At 40.3% G+C, this 18,120-nt stretch carries 11 protein-coding genes; 8 read left to right on the top strand and 3 right to left on the bottom strand.

The features are described 5' to 3' along the window. The first annotated feature begins 31 nt into the window (after positions 1-31). Positions 32-646 (top strand): hypothetical protein, encoded by a 615-nt coding sequence (locus KWJ01_RS01410; protein WP_224994487.1) that lies wholly within the window; start codon positions 32-34, stop codon positions 644-646. Here KWJ01_RS01410 and KWJ01_RS01405 read toward each other — a convergent pair. Both KWJ01_RS01405 and KWJ01_RS01400 read right to left on the bottom strand, forming a co-directional pair. After that, positions 636-2,558 carry a DUF262 domain-containing protein gene (locus tag KWJ01_RS01405; protein ID WP_224994486.1) on the bottom strand — a complete coding sequence of 641 codons (1,923 nt, stop codon included), beginning with the start codon at positions 2,556-2,558 and terminating at the stop codon, positions 636-638. The genes KWJ01_RS01410 and KWJ01_RS01405 overlap by 11 nt on opposite strands. A 163-nt stretch (positions 2,559-2,721) precedes the next feature. Further along, on the bottom strand, positions 2,722-4,203 hold the full coding sequence (locus tag KWJ01_RS01400; protein ID WP_224994485.1) for a sigma 54-interacting transcriptional regulator: 1,482 nt from the start codon (positions 4,201-4,203) through the stop codon (positions 2,722-2,724). A gap of 114 nt (positions 4,204-4,317) precedes the next feature. On the opposite strand from KWJ01_RS01400, the gene KWJ01_RS01395 reads away from it, so the two are divergent. The 7 genes from KWJ01_RS01395 to KWJ01_RS01365 all read left to right on the top strand — a co-directional run bounded on the left by KWJ01_RS01395 (position 4,318) and on the right by KWJ01_RS01365 (position 17,155). After that, positions 4,318-5,640: a DUF2130 domain-containing protein gene (locus tag KWJ01_RS01395; protein WP_224994484.1), complete on the top strand. Its 1,323-nt coding sequence runs from the start codon at positions 4,318-4,320 to the stop codon at positions 5,638-5,640. A gap of 52 nt (positions 5,641-5,692) precedes the next feature. Beyond that, the gene (locus KWJ01_RS01390) at positions 5,693-8,233 is read left to right on the top strand and encodes an N-6 DNA methylase (protein ID WP_224994483.1); all 2,541 of its coding nucleotides are present in this window, start codon (positions 5,693-5,695) and stop codon (positions 8,231-8,233) included. Then, positions 8,208-9,377 (top strand): hypothetical protein, encoded by a 1,170-nt coding sequence (locus KWJ01_RS01385; protein WP_224994482.1) that lies wholly within the window; start codon positions 8,208-8,210, stop codon positions 9,375-9,377. The genes KWJ01_RS01390 and KWJ01_RS01385 overlap by 26 nt, the downstream gene beginning before the upstream one ends. Next, positions 9,340-10,995, top strand: coding sequence for a class I SAM-dependent DNA methyltransferase (locus tag KWJ01_RS01380; RefSeq protein ID WP_224994481.1), 1,656 nt, complete (start codon positions 9,340-9,342; stop codon positions 10,993-10,995). Before KWJ01_RS01385 ends, KWJ01_RS01380 begins: the two co-directional genes overlap by 38 nt. Further along, complete coding sequence (locus tag KWJ01_RS01375; RefSeq protein ID WP_224994480.1) at positions 10,992-12,098, top strand: restriction endonuclease subunit S; 1,107 nt, start codon at positions 10,992-10,994, stop codon at positions 12,096-12,098. Before KWJ01_RS01380 ends, KWJ01_RS01375 begins: the two co-directional genes overlap by 4 nt. Before the next feature lie 6 nt (positions 12,099-12,104). Then, on the top strand, positions 12,105-15,530 hold the full coding sequence (locus KWJ01_RS01370; protein ID WP_370634625.1) for a DEAD/DEAH box helicase family protein: 3,426 nt from the start codon (positions 12,105-12,107) through the stop codon (positions 15,528-15,530). A gap of 176 nt (positions 15,531-15,706) precedes the next feature. After that, entirely contained in the window at positions 15,707-17,155 is a 1,449-nt protein-coding gene (locus KWJ01_RS01365) for an ATP-binding protein (RefSeq protein WP_224994478.1), read from the top strand. A gap of 322 nt (positions 17,156-17,477) precedes the next feature. Here KWJ01_RS01365 and KWJ01_RS01360 read toward each other — a convergent pair. Beyond that, positions 17,478-18,120 (bottom strand): hypothetical protein (locus KWJ01_RS01360; protein WP_224994477.1); only part of this gene is annotated, 643 nt, incomplete at its 5' end.

Genomic DNA, 18,120 nt, shown 5'->3' with positions numbered 1-18,120 from the left:
GTGAAGTAGAAAGTTTGCTAATTCAGGATTAATGAAGACTACAGTTAAAGTTATCAATATTATCATCGCTATTGCATTTGCACTACAGCTACTGACAGCGTTCGATAATAATGGGTATCCTGAAACGATAGGGATTGCCCCATTGTATCTAACAGATGTTTTAATTCCCTTTTTTTACATAATAGGCCCAATAATTATAACCATTGCCTTTTTTTATCAGCAGGCCAAAGAGTATTTGTCTCCAGCTATCATGTTTCTGTTTGCTACTGGATTCATTTATCTAGGCTATCTCAATTACCCAACAGTAAAACAAGAGAATATTTTTCCTCATTTAAAACGGCTTGAATGGGAGATTGGGAGCTATAAGGAGGCCATGAATAGTCTGGAAAAGGATGAATATTTTGAATATCATTTGCATCGGCTAAAAGAGCTGCAGATGCTGCAAAGGATGTACGCTGACCAATATAGTTTTTTGGAGAGATCCATTCATCTGGAGGATCCTAGAAGGTTTAGAATGACGACGCTTTTTGGCTTACTAGGTATCTTACTGTTGGTAAATTGTTTTAACCAATACAGAAAGATAAACGAAGTAAAGCGTCAAAAAGCAATGAATAATAGCTTTCATACCCTCACACCTAAACAGTAACTGTGTTAACAGTTTCATTCTCAAATGAGAAGATATCGATAATGCGTTTAACCATGGCATTGGTACGAGCTTCAATCATGTCAGCGTTCCAGGTATTGGCACTTGCCAGGCTTTGGTTTTTATGATCTATGCTAAAAAGGAGCTTGTTTAGAGCCAAACCATTCTTGTAACCAATCCACATTTCTTCGTTCAGGATATTACGCTGGGACTTAGACTGTTTTTCCTCAAAAGACTTATTTGATAAGTTAGAGTTGTAGGCAGAAAGGGTTAAGTTACCAAGTTTGTGAACCCATTCATCCTGGATCTCTTTCGCTAACTTCTTATCTCCATCAGCGATCATTTCTATCCATTTTTTTGGCAGGTTTTCTCCCTGTGGTAGTACATGTTCGATAGTCCAGACATAGTTACCGTTGTTCGGGTTTCTCTTCCACAAATCTGGAGCGTATTCGCGGCTATGGCTGATGCTGTCTAATTTCCAGAGAAGGTAACGTGTCATGCCTGAGTTGTTTATAAACATATCGCTTTCCAGCCACTCCTGGAAGTTTTGCAAGCTTTCAGGCTTTGCTTTAGAGTTATTTAAGTGGGCATCGATTACAGTGCTTGCAGATATGTATCCTTCCTCTACCAGCTGTTTATGGCACTTCTCGACAACCTCAATATTGATACCATCCAAATCCCTAGTGCTAGGATAATCAGTAACATTTCGTCTAACATAGTACTTGATTAAGAAAGAGATTACCTCTTCAATTGTGTTTTCGCTAATAAGCTTATCGCGGTGTGAAAATAAGTGAAGCAGGACAGTATAAGAGGCTGCTGCACCCACCATGTTAAGCTCTGTGAGCATTGCAGCTACTTTTCGGTTCGCCTCCTGGTTTGTTCCTGAGAACTTACCATATACGGCTCCTTTATCCAGTAGCTCATCAAAAGTTTTCTGTGCGTCTTTCTTGATAAGCCTTTCATAGATCTGCAGGATATTACTTCTGGTGGCTCTGCTGATCCTTTCCTGTCTTACAGTATCATAAACCTTAAATGCATTATAATACTGGCGTAAAAAACGAAGTTGGCTGTCATAATCAGGTACAAATTCTAATAGCTCCTGCCACTGATCGTAAGAAACGTCAATCTCCTGATTGTGCTGCTTCTCCATTTCAGCCAAGAGATTATTCTTGATAATGTCGATTGGAGAAAGGGGAACACCCCTATTGTTGAGTGTTTCAAACAGGGTGAAAGCATCAGCCTGGGAGCTTACTGAGATATGGATGAAAACTAGACGGTTGATTTTATTTAGGAGTTCGTCAAGTTCGTCTTTTGCCTCGGGCAGCTGACTGTAGAAATACTCAAAAGCTTTGCTGAATCGCTTATTGCCAAAGTTTCTTGGGTACTCAACTTCTTTCAGTATCCCGCACTGTGCCAATATGTACTTGTAGTCCTGCAGATTGTTGTTCTGGCTGGATGGTTGTACCCGCAGAAAGCACATTTCTTTTCCTTCTTTGAAGCCTCCTTGTTCATCACTATAGTATTGCTTCTTCCTGATGACGAGTTTCTTCTTGATACCATTTAGTTTAATGGCAAAATCCATCTTTTCGTCGTCATCATCTTCTTCCAGTTCTTCCTGCAATTTTTTGTAGCGATAGTAAATTGCGGCAAGGACAATGCTAATGGTCGTAAGCCTTTGCTGGCCATCAATTACCTGGTAAATTTTCTCCTCACCTGGCCGAAGATCGTCTGAGTGATTAACAACGATAATGGAGCCAATGAAGTAATCAGGATCATTTTCGTTAATGTCGTTTATTAATACCTCCCAATTATATTTTCCCCAGGTGTATTCGCGCTGGTACTTTGGGATGTGGTAGTGCTCAATGTTACCCTCTATTTTAAGGATATCAGCTAAAGTCAGTTTTACAGCATTCATAGCTGGAGGAGAAATAAAATTTTAAATTAAATTAGATTTAAAGCTTTCTGCAGAAAATAACAGGCATGCATAAACAGAATGATCTGCCTGTATGTATTGTTCAATATGGTAAAAATCTATTCTATTGTAAAGCATTAGGCCGAAATCTTCTGATCGGAATAGATTAGATTGCTCCTTCTAACGCTATGTTGTATTCCTCAATTTTCTTTTTCAACGTATTGATAGATCTGTAGCCAATAAGCTTGCAGGCTCTGCTTTGATTGTAACTACATATTTTCAGGACCCGCTCTATATGAACCTTTTCAACGTCCTGCCAGCGCAAAGAATGCTTCTCCTTTTGCTGAAGCAGACGCTTTGGAAGCTGGTCCAGACTTGAAACTATATCTTCTTCAGTAAAAACATAAAGGGAAGAGATGACATTTTCAAGTTCGCGGATGTTGCCGGGGAAAGGGTATAACATTAGTTCAGCTTTAACTTCAGGAGCAAGCTTTAGAGCCTTCTTTCGCCTGAATTTGTTTTTCTGTGCTTCCAGAAAGTAATGCAGCATAATCTCCTTTTCAGCCTGGCCGCGCTCTTGCAAAGTAGGTAGCTCCAGCTCCGCGACAGCCAGCCGGTAATACAGATCCCAGCGGAATTTTCCTTCCTCACATAAGCTCACCAAGTCCTTATGAGTGGCGGCAATTACACGGACATTTACTTTTTTAGATCTGGTGTCTCCTACAGGAGTGAATTCTCCGCTTTGTAATACCCGTAACAAAGACTGCTGCATAAAAGGAGATATATCGCCTATTTCGTCCAAAAAAATAGTGCCACCATCCGCTTCTTCAAAAAAGCCCTTTTTGTCTTTCTCGGCTCCTGTAAATGCCCCTTTTACGTAGCCGAAGAGAGTTGATGCAAGCAGCTCATCTCCTAAAGAAGAACAGTTAACGGCAAGGAATGGCTTTGATTTGCGGACTGAGCCTTCATGGATAGAATAAGCCAGGTGTTCCTTGCCCGTACCGCTGGCGCCACGGATAAGGGTGGAGATTCCATCTGCCTCGGCAACCATCCTGGCACGTTCATAAACAGGCTTTATAGATTCGGTGTAACAGTATTCATACTTTTGATCAGGTGTGGTATCAGACTGCTTGCTTAACAAAGAAATAGGCGTGCTGGATTTTTCGACCTGAATAGTAATAAGCTGGGGCTTCCCATCTTTTCTGTGTCTGCCGGCTTGTGTTTGAATCAATTGTGTATTTATGTGGGAAAGAGAAGTGTGGCAGATGTACCAAGCCAGCTGCATGATGGAAGTGCCGGGAGAAAAGAAGATATCTATGTCATGTAATTTATGCTCCTCAAGCACCAATGCTACTTTTTGCCTGATTTCCGTCAAGTCAATAACGCTTTCAAGTTTTACCGGCTTTAGTTCTACTACATGATCAGGAAAGTACCTCTTTAGAAGCGCCTCTAAAAATTCTGCTCGTGTATCGTCTTGACTGTTGAAGAGGATGATATGCTTGTCATGTTCATAGAAGTATTCATGATACTGAAAAGTGGGCCCTTTTTTACTTGCGCCTGTAATTCGTTCATCGTGATCCTTCTCGAAGTCATTATTGAAGGCAAGCCAAGAGATTAAAATTTTACTTTTCATATCATTATTTGACATATAAAATTAAATATTGATATTTAATTTAACTAAAACAACAGCTTAAGGGGCTTTTTGTGCTTTGGCACAGCTTTGGTAAGAAGTAGGTTAACCAAACATTAAAAACTTCTAGCTATGAGCCAGACACAGATTACCTGCCCCGAGTGTAAGCACCAGTTCAATGCCGAAGCTGCCCTTACCCACCACATGAAATATCAACTGGATCAAGAGAAAAAGCGTCTCCAGCATGAAATGAGAAGCTGGAAAGAAGAGCAGAACAAAACAGTAGCAGAGAAGGTGAATATCCTGAAAATTCAGGAAGAACGACTAAAGCAACAGCAACTTGAGGTGGATACTAAGGTCTCACGCTTAGTAGCACAGAAAGAAGTCGAAATGCGCCAGGAGCAGCAGCGGAAAGAGGCTGATAATTTGGCAAAGCTTCGTCAGCAGGTAAGGCAGGAAAGTCTTCAGGAGGTCTCTGCGCTAAAAGAAGAGTTGGAGGAAAAAAGTAAGCTGGCGGCGCTGGCCAGGGAGGCTCAAATAAAGCTAGAGCAAACTCAGCGGAAGCTTGATGAGAAGGAGCGGGACCTGCGTTTGCAGTTCGAGCGCCAGCTAAGTCAGCAAAGAGTGGAACTAGAAGAAGCAATAGCAAAACGTGAATCAGAGCAGCACCAGCTGAAGCTAGCCGAAAAGGATAAGCAGCTTGAGGATATGCGCAAACAAGTGAGTGAGCTTAAACGCAAGTCAGAACAAGGTTCCATGCAGTTACAGGGTGAAGTACAGGAGTTGGCTATTGAATGTAAATTACGTAAGCTGTTCCCCCAGGATGAAATCCAGGAGGTTCCTAAAGGCCTTAATGGAGCAGATACCATGCAAAAGGTTATTGATGACAGTGGCAAAGCCTGTGGAATTATGCTCTATGAGAGTAAGAGGACCAAGCACTTTAGCCAAGCTTGGTTACAAAAATTACGCGAAGACCAGCAGCGTGTTGTTGCCGAGGTTGCCATACTGGTAACAGAGGCCATGCCCGATGGTATTACCGAATTCGGTTGGATTGACGGTATTCTAGTTTGTTCCTTTGGCACCTTCCCGATCGCTGCCTCTTTGATCCGTCATAACCTAATTGACCTTTCACACCTGAAAGTGGCACATATTAACCAGGATAGTAAGATGGCACTTCTGTATAATTATCTTACAAGCGTTGACTTTAAAATGCACCTGGAGGAAATAATTCGTACGTTTGAATCTATGCGCCTGCAGTTAGATAGAGAACGAAGAACCTATACTAGGCAGTGGAAAGAGCGCGAAACGATGCTTGAACGAGTAACCCATAACACAGCTAGTATGTATGGCAAGTTACGTGGTATTGCCGGGGCTGCTATTCAGGAAATTCCCTCCCTTGAATTGGAGGGATCTTCCGACAATGAACAAACGCTCCTTCCATCAGCAAATCAATAGCTCTGGGTAGCCTCATTTCTTTGTCCATTCATTTCCCTTAAATTGACTTTCTATGCACAAGGAACTTGTTTCTAAATTTTATAAGATCAGAAATATTCTGGTTCACAGCGGAGTCTCACAGAGCTACGAACAAGCGATGCAGTTTCTATGGATCATTGTGCAGTCACTCGTTCAAGAGGATCGCATTTCCTTTGTCGAAAGAATGCTTGGTAATACAGAGCACCGACTAAATCTTATCGGCCTAAACAAGCAAAACAAAGAAAATCTTTTTTCTCTGATTAACGATATTGATCCTGTCAGCACAAATGAACTTAGGCAAATCATGGAAAATTTCCCTGATCTAATCTCTAGTCTTCAAGCACACTACTTTAAAAGTTCTACTGCAAGTGGCATATGGAAAGTCTCACAGGATGTAATCAATTTGAGTATTCAGCTAGCCAATACTAAGGGATCTGTGCTTATTCAAAATCTTGAGCCATGGGAGGTAAGCAAGCATCAGCTACATGGTGTTATAATTCCCCCCAGATACAGCAGCCTGGACTTAGCGGAAGATATTGCTCATAAGCTACGCATGGATCTTAAAGTAATCAATAGCGTTGGTGGTGTACAAAAAGGACAGTATCAGTCCTTCATTGCCTTTCCTCCCTTGCGGGCTGAAGGAAGTAAGTCATTAACGCCTACTTCACGTCGAAAAACCTATCTCTCTGAGGAGTCTATTGTAGATGGCTTGGCAACTACCACAGCCACTGGAAAGATAATTGTTTTTGCTGAATCAAGTTTTTTGACTGATTCTAACCGTAAGGAGGTGCGTAAATTTTTACTTGAGCAAGACTTGTTAGAGCTGGTTATAAGTCTCCCCGCAGGTATGGTTCAACAAACTAACATAACAACTTGCCTTCTTGTACTTAATAAATCAAAAGATGAAAGGGAAGGAGTTAGATTTGTTGATGCTAAAAGTTTTCGTACTCAGGTAGATGCAAAATTCTTTGGCTTAGCACATGAGAAGCTCATTGAAACAATTGTTCAGGACAAAACAGTAGAAAATACTGCTGTTACCGTGAATGTACATGAAGTAACTTTAAATGATTTTGACTTAAGTCCAGGGAGATATTTATTCGAAGCGCAATATAAGCTGGAGCCTTCTGCTCCAGAGTTTAATAACAACCCTGAAGCTCCTTCGGAGGATCAACGTGGTATTTCTTATGATGATGGAATAGGATTTTTCTATCCTGGCCAGGAAAAAGAAAACATAGTTAAATTAGGTGATATTTTAACCTTTGTCCCTCACTATACTCGCAATGTTACAGGTGAATTTGTTGCCTATATTACACCAAAAGACTTGAATGAATCATGGAGAGAAGAGCCACTGACAGAAAAGGAAATCAAATTCGAAAAGCTTTTTGATGCTGCTAATGGGAATAATCAAGTTATTGTGAAAGGGGAAATGTTCCTTTTGTCAAACATTTTAAGCAGCAAAAATGCTTTGAAGCCAACTTTTGCAAAATTCTCAACCGAAGCAGTACTACCTCCAACTGTTTTTGCCTTAAAGATAAAAGATAATGCTAAAGTAGACATTACCTACCTGCTGCAGGAGTTGTCATCTGACTTTGTCTTAGAACAACTGGAATTTTTAAGCACAGGAGAGGCATTACCAAGAATTTCAAGAAAGAATCTTTTATCACTTCGGTTAAGGATACCAACTATACAAGAACAGAAAGCTCGTGTTGAAATAGCTCTTGAGGCACAACAGGTACTTGCTCCCTTGATTGATCGCTTGCAAAAGCAACTTGCTCAGAGGGATCAAGAACTTAATGAAGGTTTCAAAATATTCAAGCATAACTTTGGGCAACATTTTACGAATTTTAGATCCACACTTTCCGTCTTACAGTTTCACCTTTCGCAATTGGATAAGCAAAATGCTCATTTCAGTCTTGATGAACCAATTGGTAGAAATAATAAGCCTGTGAGGCATTTTCTGGACATGCTAAACAATTTTCTGGATGAAGCAGCTAACAGTTTAGATACAGAAGATGACTTATTGAATGTTGCAAAGAAGGATGAGGAATTGCATGAAGTAAATATTAAAGACTTCGTGCAGGAGCATATTTTACCCCTCTTTACAGGTCAGGAATTTGCCTTTGAAGAAGAGATAACACTGGATGCACATAACCCATTATTCAATGTGTATTACTCAGCTATGGTTAACCGAAACTTATTGATAAAAATCTTCAACAATCTAATCAGCAATGCTAAGCTTCATGGCTTTAGTAAAGGATATACTTCCAGTCCTAAAATTAAACTGGAAGTGGCTGTAGGTGCAGATATTGATGATAAATACTACGCTCATTTTTATGTCTATAACAATGGAAATCCACTGCCACAGGATTTTACTGTCGATATACTGACAAAAAGAGGATTGCATGCTGGAGAAACTGGTAATACTGGTTATGGGGGATATACTATATATAAGTGCCTGGAGGTTCTTAATGGCGAAATAAGCGTTGTTAAGCCTGTAGAAGGATATACAGTTGGATTTGGATTTGATATACCTATTTATCATAAATTTTATGAAGATGAGAGTTCTTTGGATTGACGACAAATATCACGATGAGCATCCTTTACTAGATAGTGCATATGTTAATGGGATTGAAATTACTGGATACACTAATGTGAAAGGCGGAATGGATTATTTAGAGAATAATCCAGATCAAGTAGATGCCTTGATACTTGATGCCGTCACCTATGAGAACGAAACGGATACTGTACCTTCAATGAAGGGGCTATACACAGCTTATAAACGTGTTACAAGATTTAGTGCTAAGAACCCAATACCTTGTTTTATTTACTCCGGGCAGAAGGGGATTATTGAGGGGGAGGTTGATCATCTAGATATCCCTACTTTTGACAAAAAAAATCCCCCTGAGCTATTATTTGAAGCTATTGAAAAGGCTGTTAATAATCAGCCAGAAAACAGGATTCGAATTAGGTATCAACCAGCATTTAATGTGTTGAATCAAAAGTATTTAGGTAGAAAATCTGAACGATACCTGCTGGACTGCTTACTACAGATAGAAGAGCTGACATTTGGGTTAAATCAGGAAAATGAAGATTACCTTAATCGACTTAGGAAGACCCTCGAAGCATTGTTTAAGTGCTTGAATAATCGAAAAGTCTTACCTGATGCTTTTGTTAAAAATGATCGGGTTAGTCTGGCTTATTCAAATAAATTCATGTCGGGGGAGCTTATTGAAATTGACGGAACAGTCTACATCTTAAAGAAGGAAGCTCATTTTCCATTAGCCATTGCTAATTCTATAAATTACATTATCCAACGCACCAATTTCGGTTCCCATCATAATGAACCTCACTTTGATGTAGAAGAAGCTCAAAGAAATGAAGCCGCACTAAAAGAATATAACATTTCACCATACCTGCTTCACAGCCTTACTTTTATGGTCATGGATGTTCTGTGTTGGTGTGAACATTATATTGACCGTTATCCAGATACAGAGACTAATAAATCATTAACAAAGTCAGAGCCAGTAAAGTCTCTGCCTCATATTGTAGGGCCACTGGAGCAAAAAGAGCGCACTTTTTATGTCCAAGACTGTTGGATTTTACCGAAGGTGATCACAGAACATGAGTTAAAATTAGGTCAAGTGATTACCGTAGTAAAGTATACAGAAAACACTAATAAGAATGGTTTCAAATACTTCTGTAGAATTCTACAGAAATAAACTTCTTCTTACTGTTGCTTATCCATTCTTACTAACTCATCCATTGATAGTTGCTGAAAAAAGATTTAAATCATCTCTTATTAGTCAGCATTTTTCGCTTAAATATTTATATTGTTACCCGCTTACCACTTTCATAAAAATGATTACTGGACAATTAAAATCTGATATAGATGCTCTTTGGGAAACCTTCTGGACTGGAGGAATTGCCAATCCTCTTACGGTGATTGAGCAGATCACTTACCTGCTTTTTTTGCGGAGGCTGGATGAGGAACAAACGCTAAAAGAAAGCAAAGCCAATCGTTTAGGTACTGCCATTGAAAAGCCCATCTATACTCCAGAGCAAAGAGAGCTGCGTTGGAGCTATTTCAAAGACCTTGATCCGAAGGTAATGTATGAGATCTTCACCAGAACGACGGATGATCGGCCTATCACTGCCTTTGATTTCATGAAAACTGTGGGCGGAGAAGAAGGTCAGTTTGCTCGCTTTCTGGACAATGCCACCTTCATGATTAGATCTCCTCGTCTACTGGATAAGGCGGTTGAAATGATCGATAAGATCCCTATGAAGGATAGAGATACTAAAGGCGATCTTTACGAGTACCTGCTGAGCAAATTATCAACATCTGGTACAAATGGCCAGTTTCGTACGCCTAGGCACATCATTCGCATGATGGTGGAAATTGTGAAACCAACGCCAACCGATGTCGTGTGCGATCCTTCAGCTGGTACGGCGGGATTTCTGGTAGAAACTGGGGAGTATTTGCGGAACAAGCATCCTGAAATATTTCATAAGCCGGAATCAAAGCAGCATTTCAACAATGAAATGTTTAATGCTATTGAATTTGATGCGAGCATGATGCAGATAGCAGCCATGAACCTGATGCTGCATGGTATTGAGCATCCTAAGCTAAATCCCAATGATGCACTCTCCCAGGCAAATGCTCATATAAAAGATGAATACTCCCTGATCTTGGCTAACCCACCTTTTACTGGCAGCCTGGATTACGATGCCGTAGAAAATAGCCTACTAAGTACTGCCAAAACTAAAAAGACAGAGCTGCTCTTTCTGTCGCTCATGCTGCGCATGTTAAAGGTAGGCGGACGGGCAGCAGTAATTGTACCCGATGGTGTAGTATTTGGCAGTACCGGCGCACACAAAGCCTTACGTAGAGAGATAGTTGAAAACCAGCAGTTGCAGGCGGTAATTAGTATGCCCAGCGGTGTGTTTAGACCTTATGCTGGGGTTAGTACAGCCGTTTTAGTCTTTACCAAAACAAATTCGGGTGGTACTGACCAAGTGTGGTTCTACGACATGCAGGCCGATGGCTACAGTCTTGATGACAAACGCCAGCCTATTGCTGTAAACGATATTCCCGATATTCTAGAGCGTTGGCAAAAGCCTGAAGAAGAGCTGCAGCGCCAACGGAAGGAAAAGAGTTTTTTTGTGCCTAGAGCCGATATAGTGGCACAGGATTATGACCTCTCCATTAATCGGTACAAGGAATTGGTGTATGAGCAGGTGCAATATGATGCTCCTAAGGAAATCATTACCCATATCAAAGAACTACAGCTGCAAAACAGCCAAGATCTTCAAGCGTTGGAGGCGCTTTTAGGATGAGTGTTTGGCAAATAATTTCATTAGGGGATGCTGCTACTTTTATTAATGGACATGCGTTCAAACCAGAAGATTGGAGCGATGAAGGAAAAGAGATAATAAGGATTCAGAACCTTACTAAAAGCTCTAAAGAAGTAAACTACTTCAAAGGTAGACTAAGCGATAGATATAAGGTTAAGAAAGGTGATTTATTAATCTCATGGTCAGCGACACTTGGCATTTATGAGTGGACAGGTAAGGATGCATGGCTCAATCAACATATTTTTAAAGTTCAATTTGATAAAAAAGCCTTCGATAAATCTTTTTTTAGATACCTTATTCAACATTCCCTTAACGAAATGGGAAGAGAGGTTCATGGTTCCACAATGAAGCATATAACCAAAAAAAGGTTTGATAAATTTAAGATTCCTTATCCTCCCTTAGAACTCCAAAAACGAATAGCCCAAGCCCTATACAAGGCCGATGCCATCCGCCAACGCAATCACCAGATTCTCCAAAAGTACGACCAACTTGCACAATCATTGTTTCTAGACATGTTTGGAGATCCTGTGAGGAATGAAAAGGGTTGGAATGTTATAAGCTTTGAGAAAGTAGCTAAAAATGAAAACTCTAAACGAGTTCCGGTAAAACAAGCAGATAGAGATTCAAGGGAAGGTGCGTTCCCTTATTATGGGGCTACAGGAATCATTGATACTATTGATGATTATAGATTCGATGGAGAGTACTTGCTCATAGCAGAAGACGGGAAGAACCTGCTATTTAGAAGGAAGAATAATGCTTTCATTGCTAAAGGTAAGTTCTGGGTAAATAATCATGCTCATGTTTTGTCATATAACGGAGTTGCCGAACTTGAATACCTAGAATACTTAATTAATGCATACGATTTGACACCATTTGTTACAGGTATTGATCAATTCAAATTAAATAAGAATAACCTTGAAAAGATACCAGTACCGCTACCTCCTTTAGAATTACAAAAGAAATTCTCAACTATAGTAGAGAAGATTGAAGCAATAAAATTAAATGCCCAGAAAGAATTAGCGGAATCAGAAACTCTATACCAATCACTGTTGCAAAAAGCCTTTTCTGGAGAATTGTTTGACTAAACCTGAATGCCCATGGCTTCTAATTTCGACTTTCTGAAGCTTACACCCTGGCAGGAGCTATTTGAACAGGCCAGCCAGGCAGAGCGCTACGTGCACACAGATCCGCGTTCCTCGGCTTTTTACAGCCGCTTAACGCTGGAGACTGCACTGCACTGGCTGTTCGATGGGGCCATGGGCTTTCCAGACCTTTATGATTTAGCCAACGACAAAGGTCATCTGCCTGATATTAGCAGCTTGCTGAACCATGCATCTTTTCGTAAAGAAGTCCCGGAAGAACATCATCAGGAATTGCACTATGTTCGCCTGCGGGGGAATGATGCTGCCCATAAGTCTAAGAATAAGGTCACGCCGTATCATGCAGAATCTTCTCTGCAGAGGCTACACCATTTTTTGCAATGGTTAGCAGCAACCTATGAACTGGAAGAAAATGTGCTTGTTCCCTTCAATGCTGCCCTGATTCCCACTACTTCCGAGGCTTCTCGTAGCTTAGAACAACTTCAGCAATTGCAGGATGAGCTCAAGGACAAGGCTGAAAAGTTATTGGCATCTGAAAAGAAGGCGCGAGAGCTTGAGGAGCAAGTAGAAAAGCAAAAGGTAGAGAAGCAAGAGGGCGGAGCTGCTATACCTGTACCAGCGCCTACCTATACCGAGGCAGAGACCCGCCAACTATTTATTGATGTACTGCTGCGCGAGGCTGGCTGGGATCCGGATGCACTAAGAGTTTCAGAATATCCATTAACCGGCTTACCAGCAGAGGTAAGTAAAACTGGAAAGGGGATTGCGGATTACGTGCTTTGGGGAGATGATGGTAAGCCATTGGCTGTGTTGGAAGCCAAGAGAACCCTGAAAAGCAAGGAAGAAGGCCGTCAGCAGGCCTACATTTATGCCGACGCCCTTGAGCAGATGCATGGGCAACGCCCTGTAATCTTTTATTCCAATGGCTTTGAGCATGCCATATGGGATGATAAGTTTTATCCACCACGTTCCATTCAAGGATTTTATACCAAGGATGAACTGCAGCTGCTGGTGAATCGCCGAAGCAGCCGTTTGGATATACGAAAGCAGCCGGTAGACAAAAAGATTGCTGGTCGTCCCTATCAGTTAAATGTAATTCAGCGAGTCAGCGAACGCTTTGCCGATGAACATGATGGGAGATTGGTTGGTGCTCATCGGCGAGCATTGGTAGTAATGGCTACGGGAACCGGTAAAACCCGTACGGCCGCAGCTCTGGTAGATGTACTGAGCAAAGCGAACTGGGCAAAGCGTGTTCTCTTCCTAGCTGATCGCAATGCGCTGGTGCGCCAGGCAAAGCGTGCCTTTAACCAGTACCTACCCGATTTAACTGCTGTTAATTTGGTGGAAGAAAAAGAAGATCCTAATACACGCCTGGTCTTTTCTACCTATCCTACAATCATGAACCTGATTGATGGCGAGCGTAAAAAGGATGGGCGTTACTATGGCGTTGGACACTTTGATCTGGTAATTCTGGATGAGGCACATCGTTCTGTCTATAAGAAGTATAGTGCCATCTTCGACTACTTTGATGCTCTGCTTCTTGGCTTAACAGCTACACCCCGGGGCGAAACTGATAGAGATACCTACAACCTATTCAATTGCTCCCTTGGTGACCCAACTGCCTATTATGAATTAGATGAAGCCATTGACAAGGAATATCTTCGTCCACCTGTTGGCAAGCCTGTAGACCTTGACTTTTTGCGTAAAGGGATTAAATACAATGACCTTTCTCCGGCAGAGAAGCTTGAATATGAAGAGAAGTTTGGTGATTCGGATGGTCATTACCCAGAAGAAATTGACGCAACAGCCATTAACCAGTGGCTTTATAATAAGGACACCGTTAGAAAAGTACTGGCTCACCTAATGGAGCATGGGTTGAAAGTAGAAGGTGGCGATAAACTAGGGAAGACCATCATCTTTGCCCGACAGGGAACCCATGCAGAGCTTATCTATGAAATTTTTAATCAGGAATATCCACAATATGGTGGCAAGTTCGCACAGGTTATAGATATCAGGCAAAAGAGCCCGGAGCAGTTAATTGAAGATTTTAGTTTGCCGGCAAAGCTTCCTCAGATTGCCATTTCTGTAGATATGATGGATACAGGCATTGACGTACCAGAGGTGCTCAATCTGGTGTTTTTCAAGCCGGTGTATTCGCGCACAAAATATTGGCAGATGATTGGTCGAGGTACCCGCCTCTGCGAAAATCTGTTCGGACCTGGCATGGATAAGAAACACTTCTATGTTTTCGACTTCTGCGGCAATTTTAAGTTCTTCGAGCATAATCCTGAGGGCATCGTAACACCAGATCAGGAGTCGCTTTCATCTCAGCTCTTTATGACTCGAATCCAGCTCGCCGAGGCGTTTCGTGCCCCTGAGTACCAGGATGATGAGCATCAGCAACTGCGGCAGGATTATTTGATCTGGGCGCGCAGCTTGGTTGAGCAATTGTGGAATAACCGACAAAGCTTCCGTATTGCGGCAAAACTGCAGCATGTGGAGAGGTTTCACAGGCTAGATGTATGGCAAAACTTGAGTGGTACCGATATGGCAAGCTTACGGGAGCATCTGGCGCCCCTAGTAGAGGTCTCAGATAAAGACGAACAAGCAAAGCGTTTCGATCTGCTGATACTTAGGCTTCAGCTGGCCCGGGTGAACAATAGTTCTGATACAGATCGATTGCACAGACAGTTGGTTACTACTGCTCACAATCTTGGAAAAATATCCAATGTTCCAGCCGTTAAAGAGAAAATTCCGGTAATCAGTAGTATTCTTGGAGAACAGCTTTTATCTGCCTTTACAGATCAGAGGCTTGAAGAAATTCGCCGTGATTTGCGAGACCTGGTGCGGCTTATTGAGAAAGATAAACAAGCAATTATCTATACAGATTTTGTAGATAGGGTAGATGAAGTAGGAGAAGATGTATCGCTGATAAAAAACCTGAAGGGGCTTGAGACTTATCGAACGCGGGTGGAAAAGTTTATCCGTCAAAATCAAAGTCATTTGGTTATTCGCAAGTTGCACACTAACCAGCCAATTACCTCTGATGAGCTGCAGGAGCTAGAGCGTATCCTATTTTCAGCTGGCGATTTTGGCACCCGTGAGGAATTCAAACAGGAGCTAGGACATGATAAACCACTAGGAGTCTTTATCCGCAGTATTCTGGGTTTGGATGCATCAGCAGCACAGGCCGCATTTAGTGATCTACTCCAAAAAGCTACCCTATCAGCCGATCAGCAAACCTTTATTCAGCACATCATCAAGCACTTTGAACTAAATGGCATTGTAGACCCAGCGTTACTTTATGAATCCCCCTTCACTGATATCAATTATGAGGGGCTGGATGGTGTGTTTCCCGAAGAAGCAAAAGTCATTATTCAAACCATCCGCCAGATCAATAATAATGCTGTGGCATAATTCAATAGTTACTTAGAATAATATGTCTTTAAGTTCCTCTATTATATTTCTACAGGAAGATAGATTGTATCAGATAACAATTTTAAATGAAGTACTAATTTAGCTTTTGTCCAAGTAGCTACTTAACCTGATTTTTGCCATTATTCACAAATACTGACTTCTAATTCGCAAAATCCATGTATACGGTCAAAGATTTACTAACAGATATTAATCCTGTTAAACGTACTTTTTATAACTATTCGGCTGTTTTCGGGATTAAGCTAGGTGATTATATGATAGGCAACCCTAGATTTTTTTCTCATAATCAAAAGATTGATGAAGTGCTTTACGACTATTTTATTAAAAATAAAAGGTTTGTTGACGAATTCTACGAGGATTGGCATAGCTCTAGAACAATGAGCGAAATTGCAGAAAAGCACAAGTTAGATGTATCGCAAGTTATAGAGCTTTTTAAAGAAAACAGAATTTTTACGAATTTCCGTTACAAAGGTGAAACTTTCAAAGAAGACACCAGATTCTTCTACTTCTCAACTTATCAGGTAATTGAGCTTTTAACGGGTAGACAAGTAATTGAACGACCAGAAGCTTTAAATTCTACTGAAGATCATCAACCTCCTTTAGAGGAGGACCCTAATTCATCTGATGATTCCTTAATAAAAATTATTGGATATGATGATATCAAATCTTTCATTATAGATGAATTGGCTCCAATCACCAATCCTCAAGATATTGAAGACTGGGGTATCAATAATCCGGGAGGTATACTACTTTATGGTCCTCCTGGTTGCGGTAAAACACTTTGGGCTAATTGGATTGCCGATTTCTTAAAGTATGATTTTATCGAAATCCCGCGCTCAATGTTTGGTAGTACTTATGTTGATGGTGCTATGAATAACTTGAAAGGATTGTTAGATGATCTTAAGTCTAAACAGAAAGTTGTGGTGTTTTTTGATGAGTTCGATTCAATAGCATCATCAAGAACATCTTCTACAAACTCATCTGGTTCGGAAAATGCAAAAGTGGTAAATACACTTCTTCAGGAAATCCCAAAGCTAATTAGTAAACAGATTGTACTTGTTGCGGCAACTAACTTTATCGATACACTAGATCCTGCGGTTATTAGGCCTGGAAGGTTTGATTTGAAGTTACCAATATTCCCTCCTCTACCTGTAGAAAGGCTTAATCTTTTATATGGTGCTTTGACTTCAGATTCAAAACTGAATCCACTAAATCCGCAGTCCCCTCTTTTAGAAATTTTGAAATACAATGACATGCTGAATAAGGAAAATTGGGCACAATTTTCGGGTCAGCTTATTTTGTTTTCAAATAGCCAAATTATTGATCTTGCTAATATCATAAAAAGGAAAATTTGGCAAAAGTATAAAATGTCTAATTTTTCAAGAAGTATTGAAGTAACCAAAGAGTTAATTGAGCCTAGCATAAATGAAGCTAAAGCAAAATTAACAAACAAGGATACCGAAACTTTGAAAAAATTTTTGAGTGACTGCAGAAGCTCCCAACTCGATATCTTCAACGAAAGGATTAATTCTTTAGAAAATGAGTTGGAACCTAATGGGCAATTCAATAAGAATCCAATAGGATTCACATCAGGGAAGAAGAAATAGAAAAGCAATAGCAAATTCTTTTTAGTAGAAAAATTTTATTCAGCAAAGTATTTAAAAGGAGCTGCCTCCTCGGTATGCTACCAGTGTTACCTTTAACATTGGGAGATTTGCAAGGTTTCAAAGAAGGAATATCCCCAGAAGATTTAGCCATTATTTTGAAAGGATGGAAGAACTTGCTCGTCTACTTTTAGCATGAGACATCAGATCTGTCGATGCTCATGCTAGAAAATGCAAATATTTCCATTTTAATTAATCTTTAATCTCATTCGATAGAATCTTTATCTGAAATGATTTTTTTGTTTAGTGAGCATATTTATATAATTTAAATATCTTTCCAAATATTCTCCGTTAGGTTTCTAGTTAGTTTAGATAGAACTCTGTTGTGTAGCTCATTTTCATTGAGATAATCTCCAAATAGCATTGCTTTGATTTCTTCTCTAGAAGAAAATATTGGTGAACCGTGAGGGGCATATTCTAGTAACAATTCTTCAATTTTAGTATCGGTATAGACATATGCTTTTAGAATAATTTCACCTGCAAAGACTTTATGGAAAGCGTATTGCTCAAGGATATGAAAAATTTCAGAACTATCCTTTGCTCTAGTAGCCTTTGTTGAGTCAGCTGAGATTGTTTCTTCTAAAGAAATATCAAAATCTCTTTTGCCAAGTAAGAAATCTACTTTGTCTATATTAATTTTAAAATGTAAAGTATCTTCTATTCCTTCAACAAAAGGATGGATGTGAGTACTAGGTCTGAAATCTTTTTGACCTTTGAGATTAGCGTTACAAACATAGCAAGATGGGACTAGATTATAAAAGGACAAGGCAAAGTATGGATATGGATATTCCGCTCCAAAGTGAACATAGTATTCCGGTGAAACTGGACATAGCGTTCCGTCGAAAGTGAACACCTTATTCCGGGCAAAGTGAACACCTGTGTTTTTTAAGCAGGTCAAAAAAGTGTCT

It is taken from the genome of Cesiribacter sp. SM1, from assembly GCF_020178975.1.
Classification (GTDB): Bacteria; Bacteroidota; Bacteroidia; order Cytophagales; family Cyclobacteriaceae; genus Cesiribacter.
This window is presented reverse-complemented; position numbering and strand designations above follow the sequence as displayed.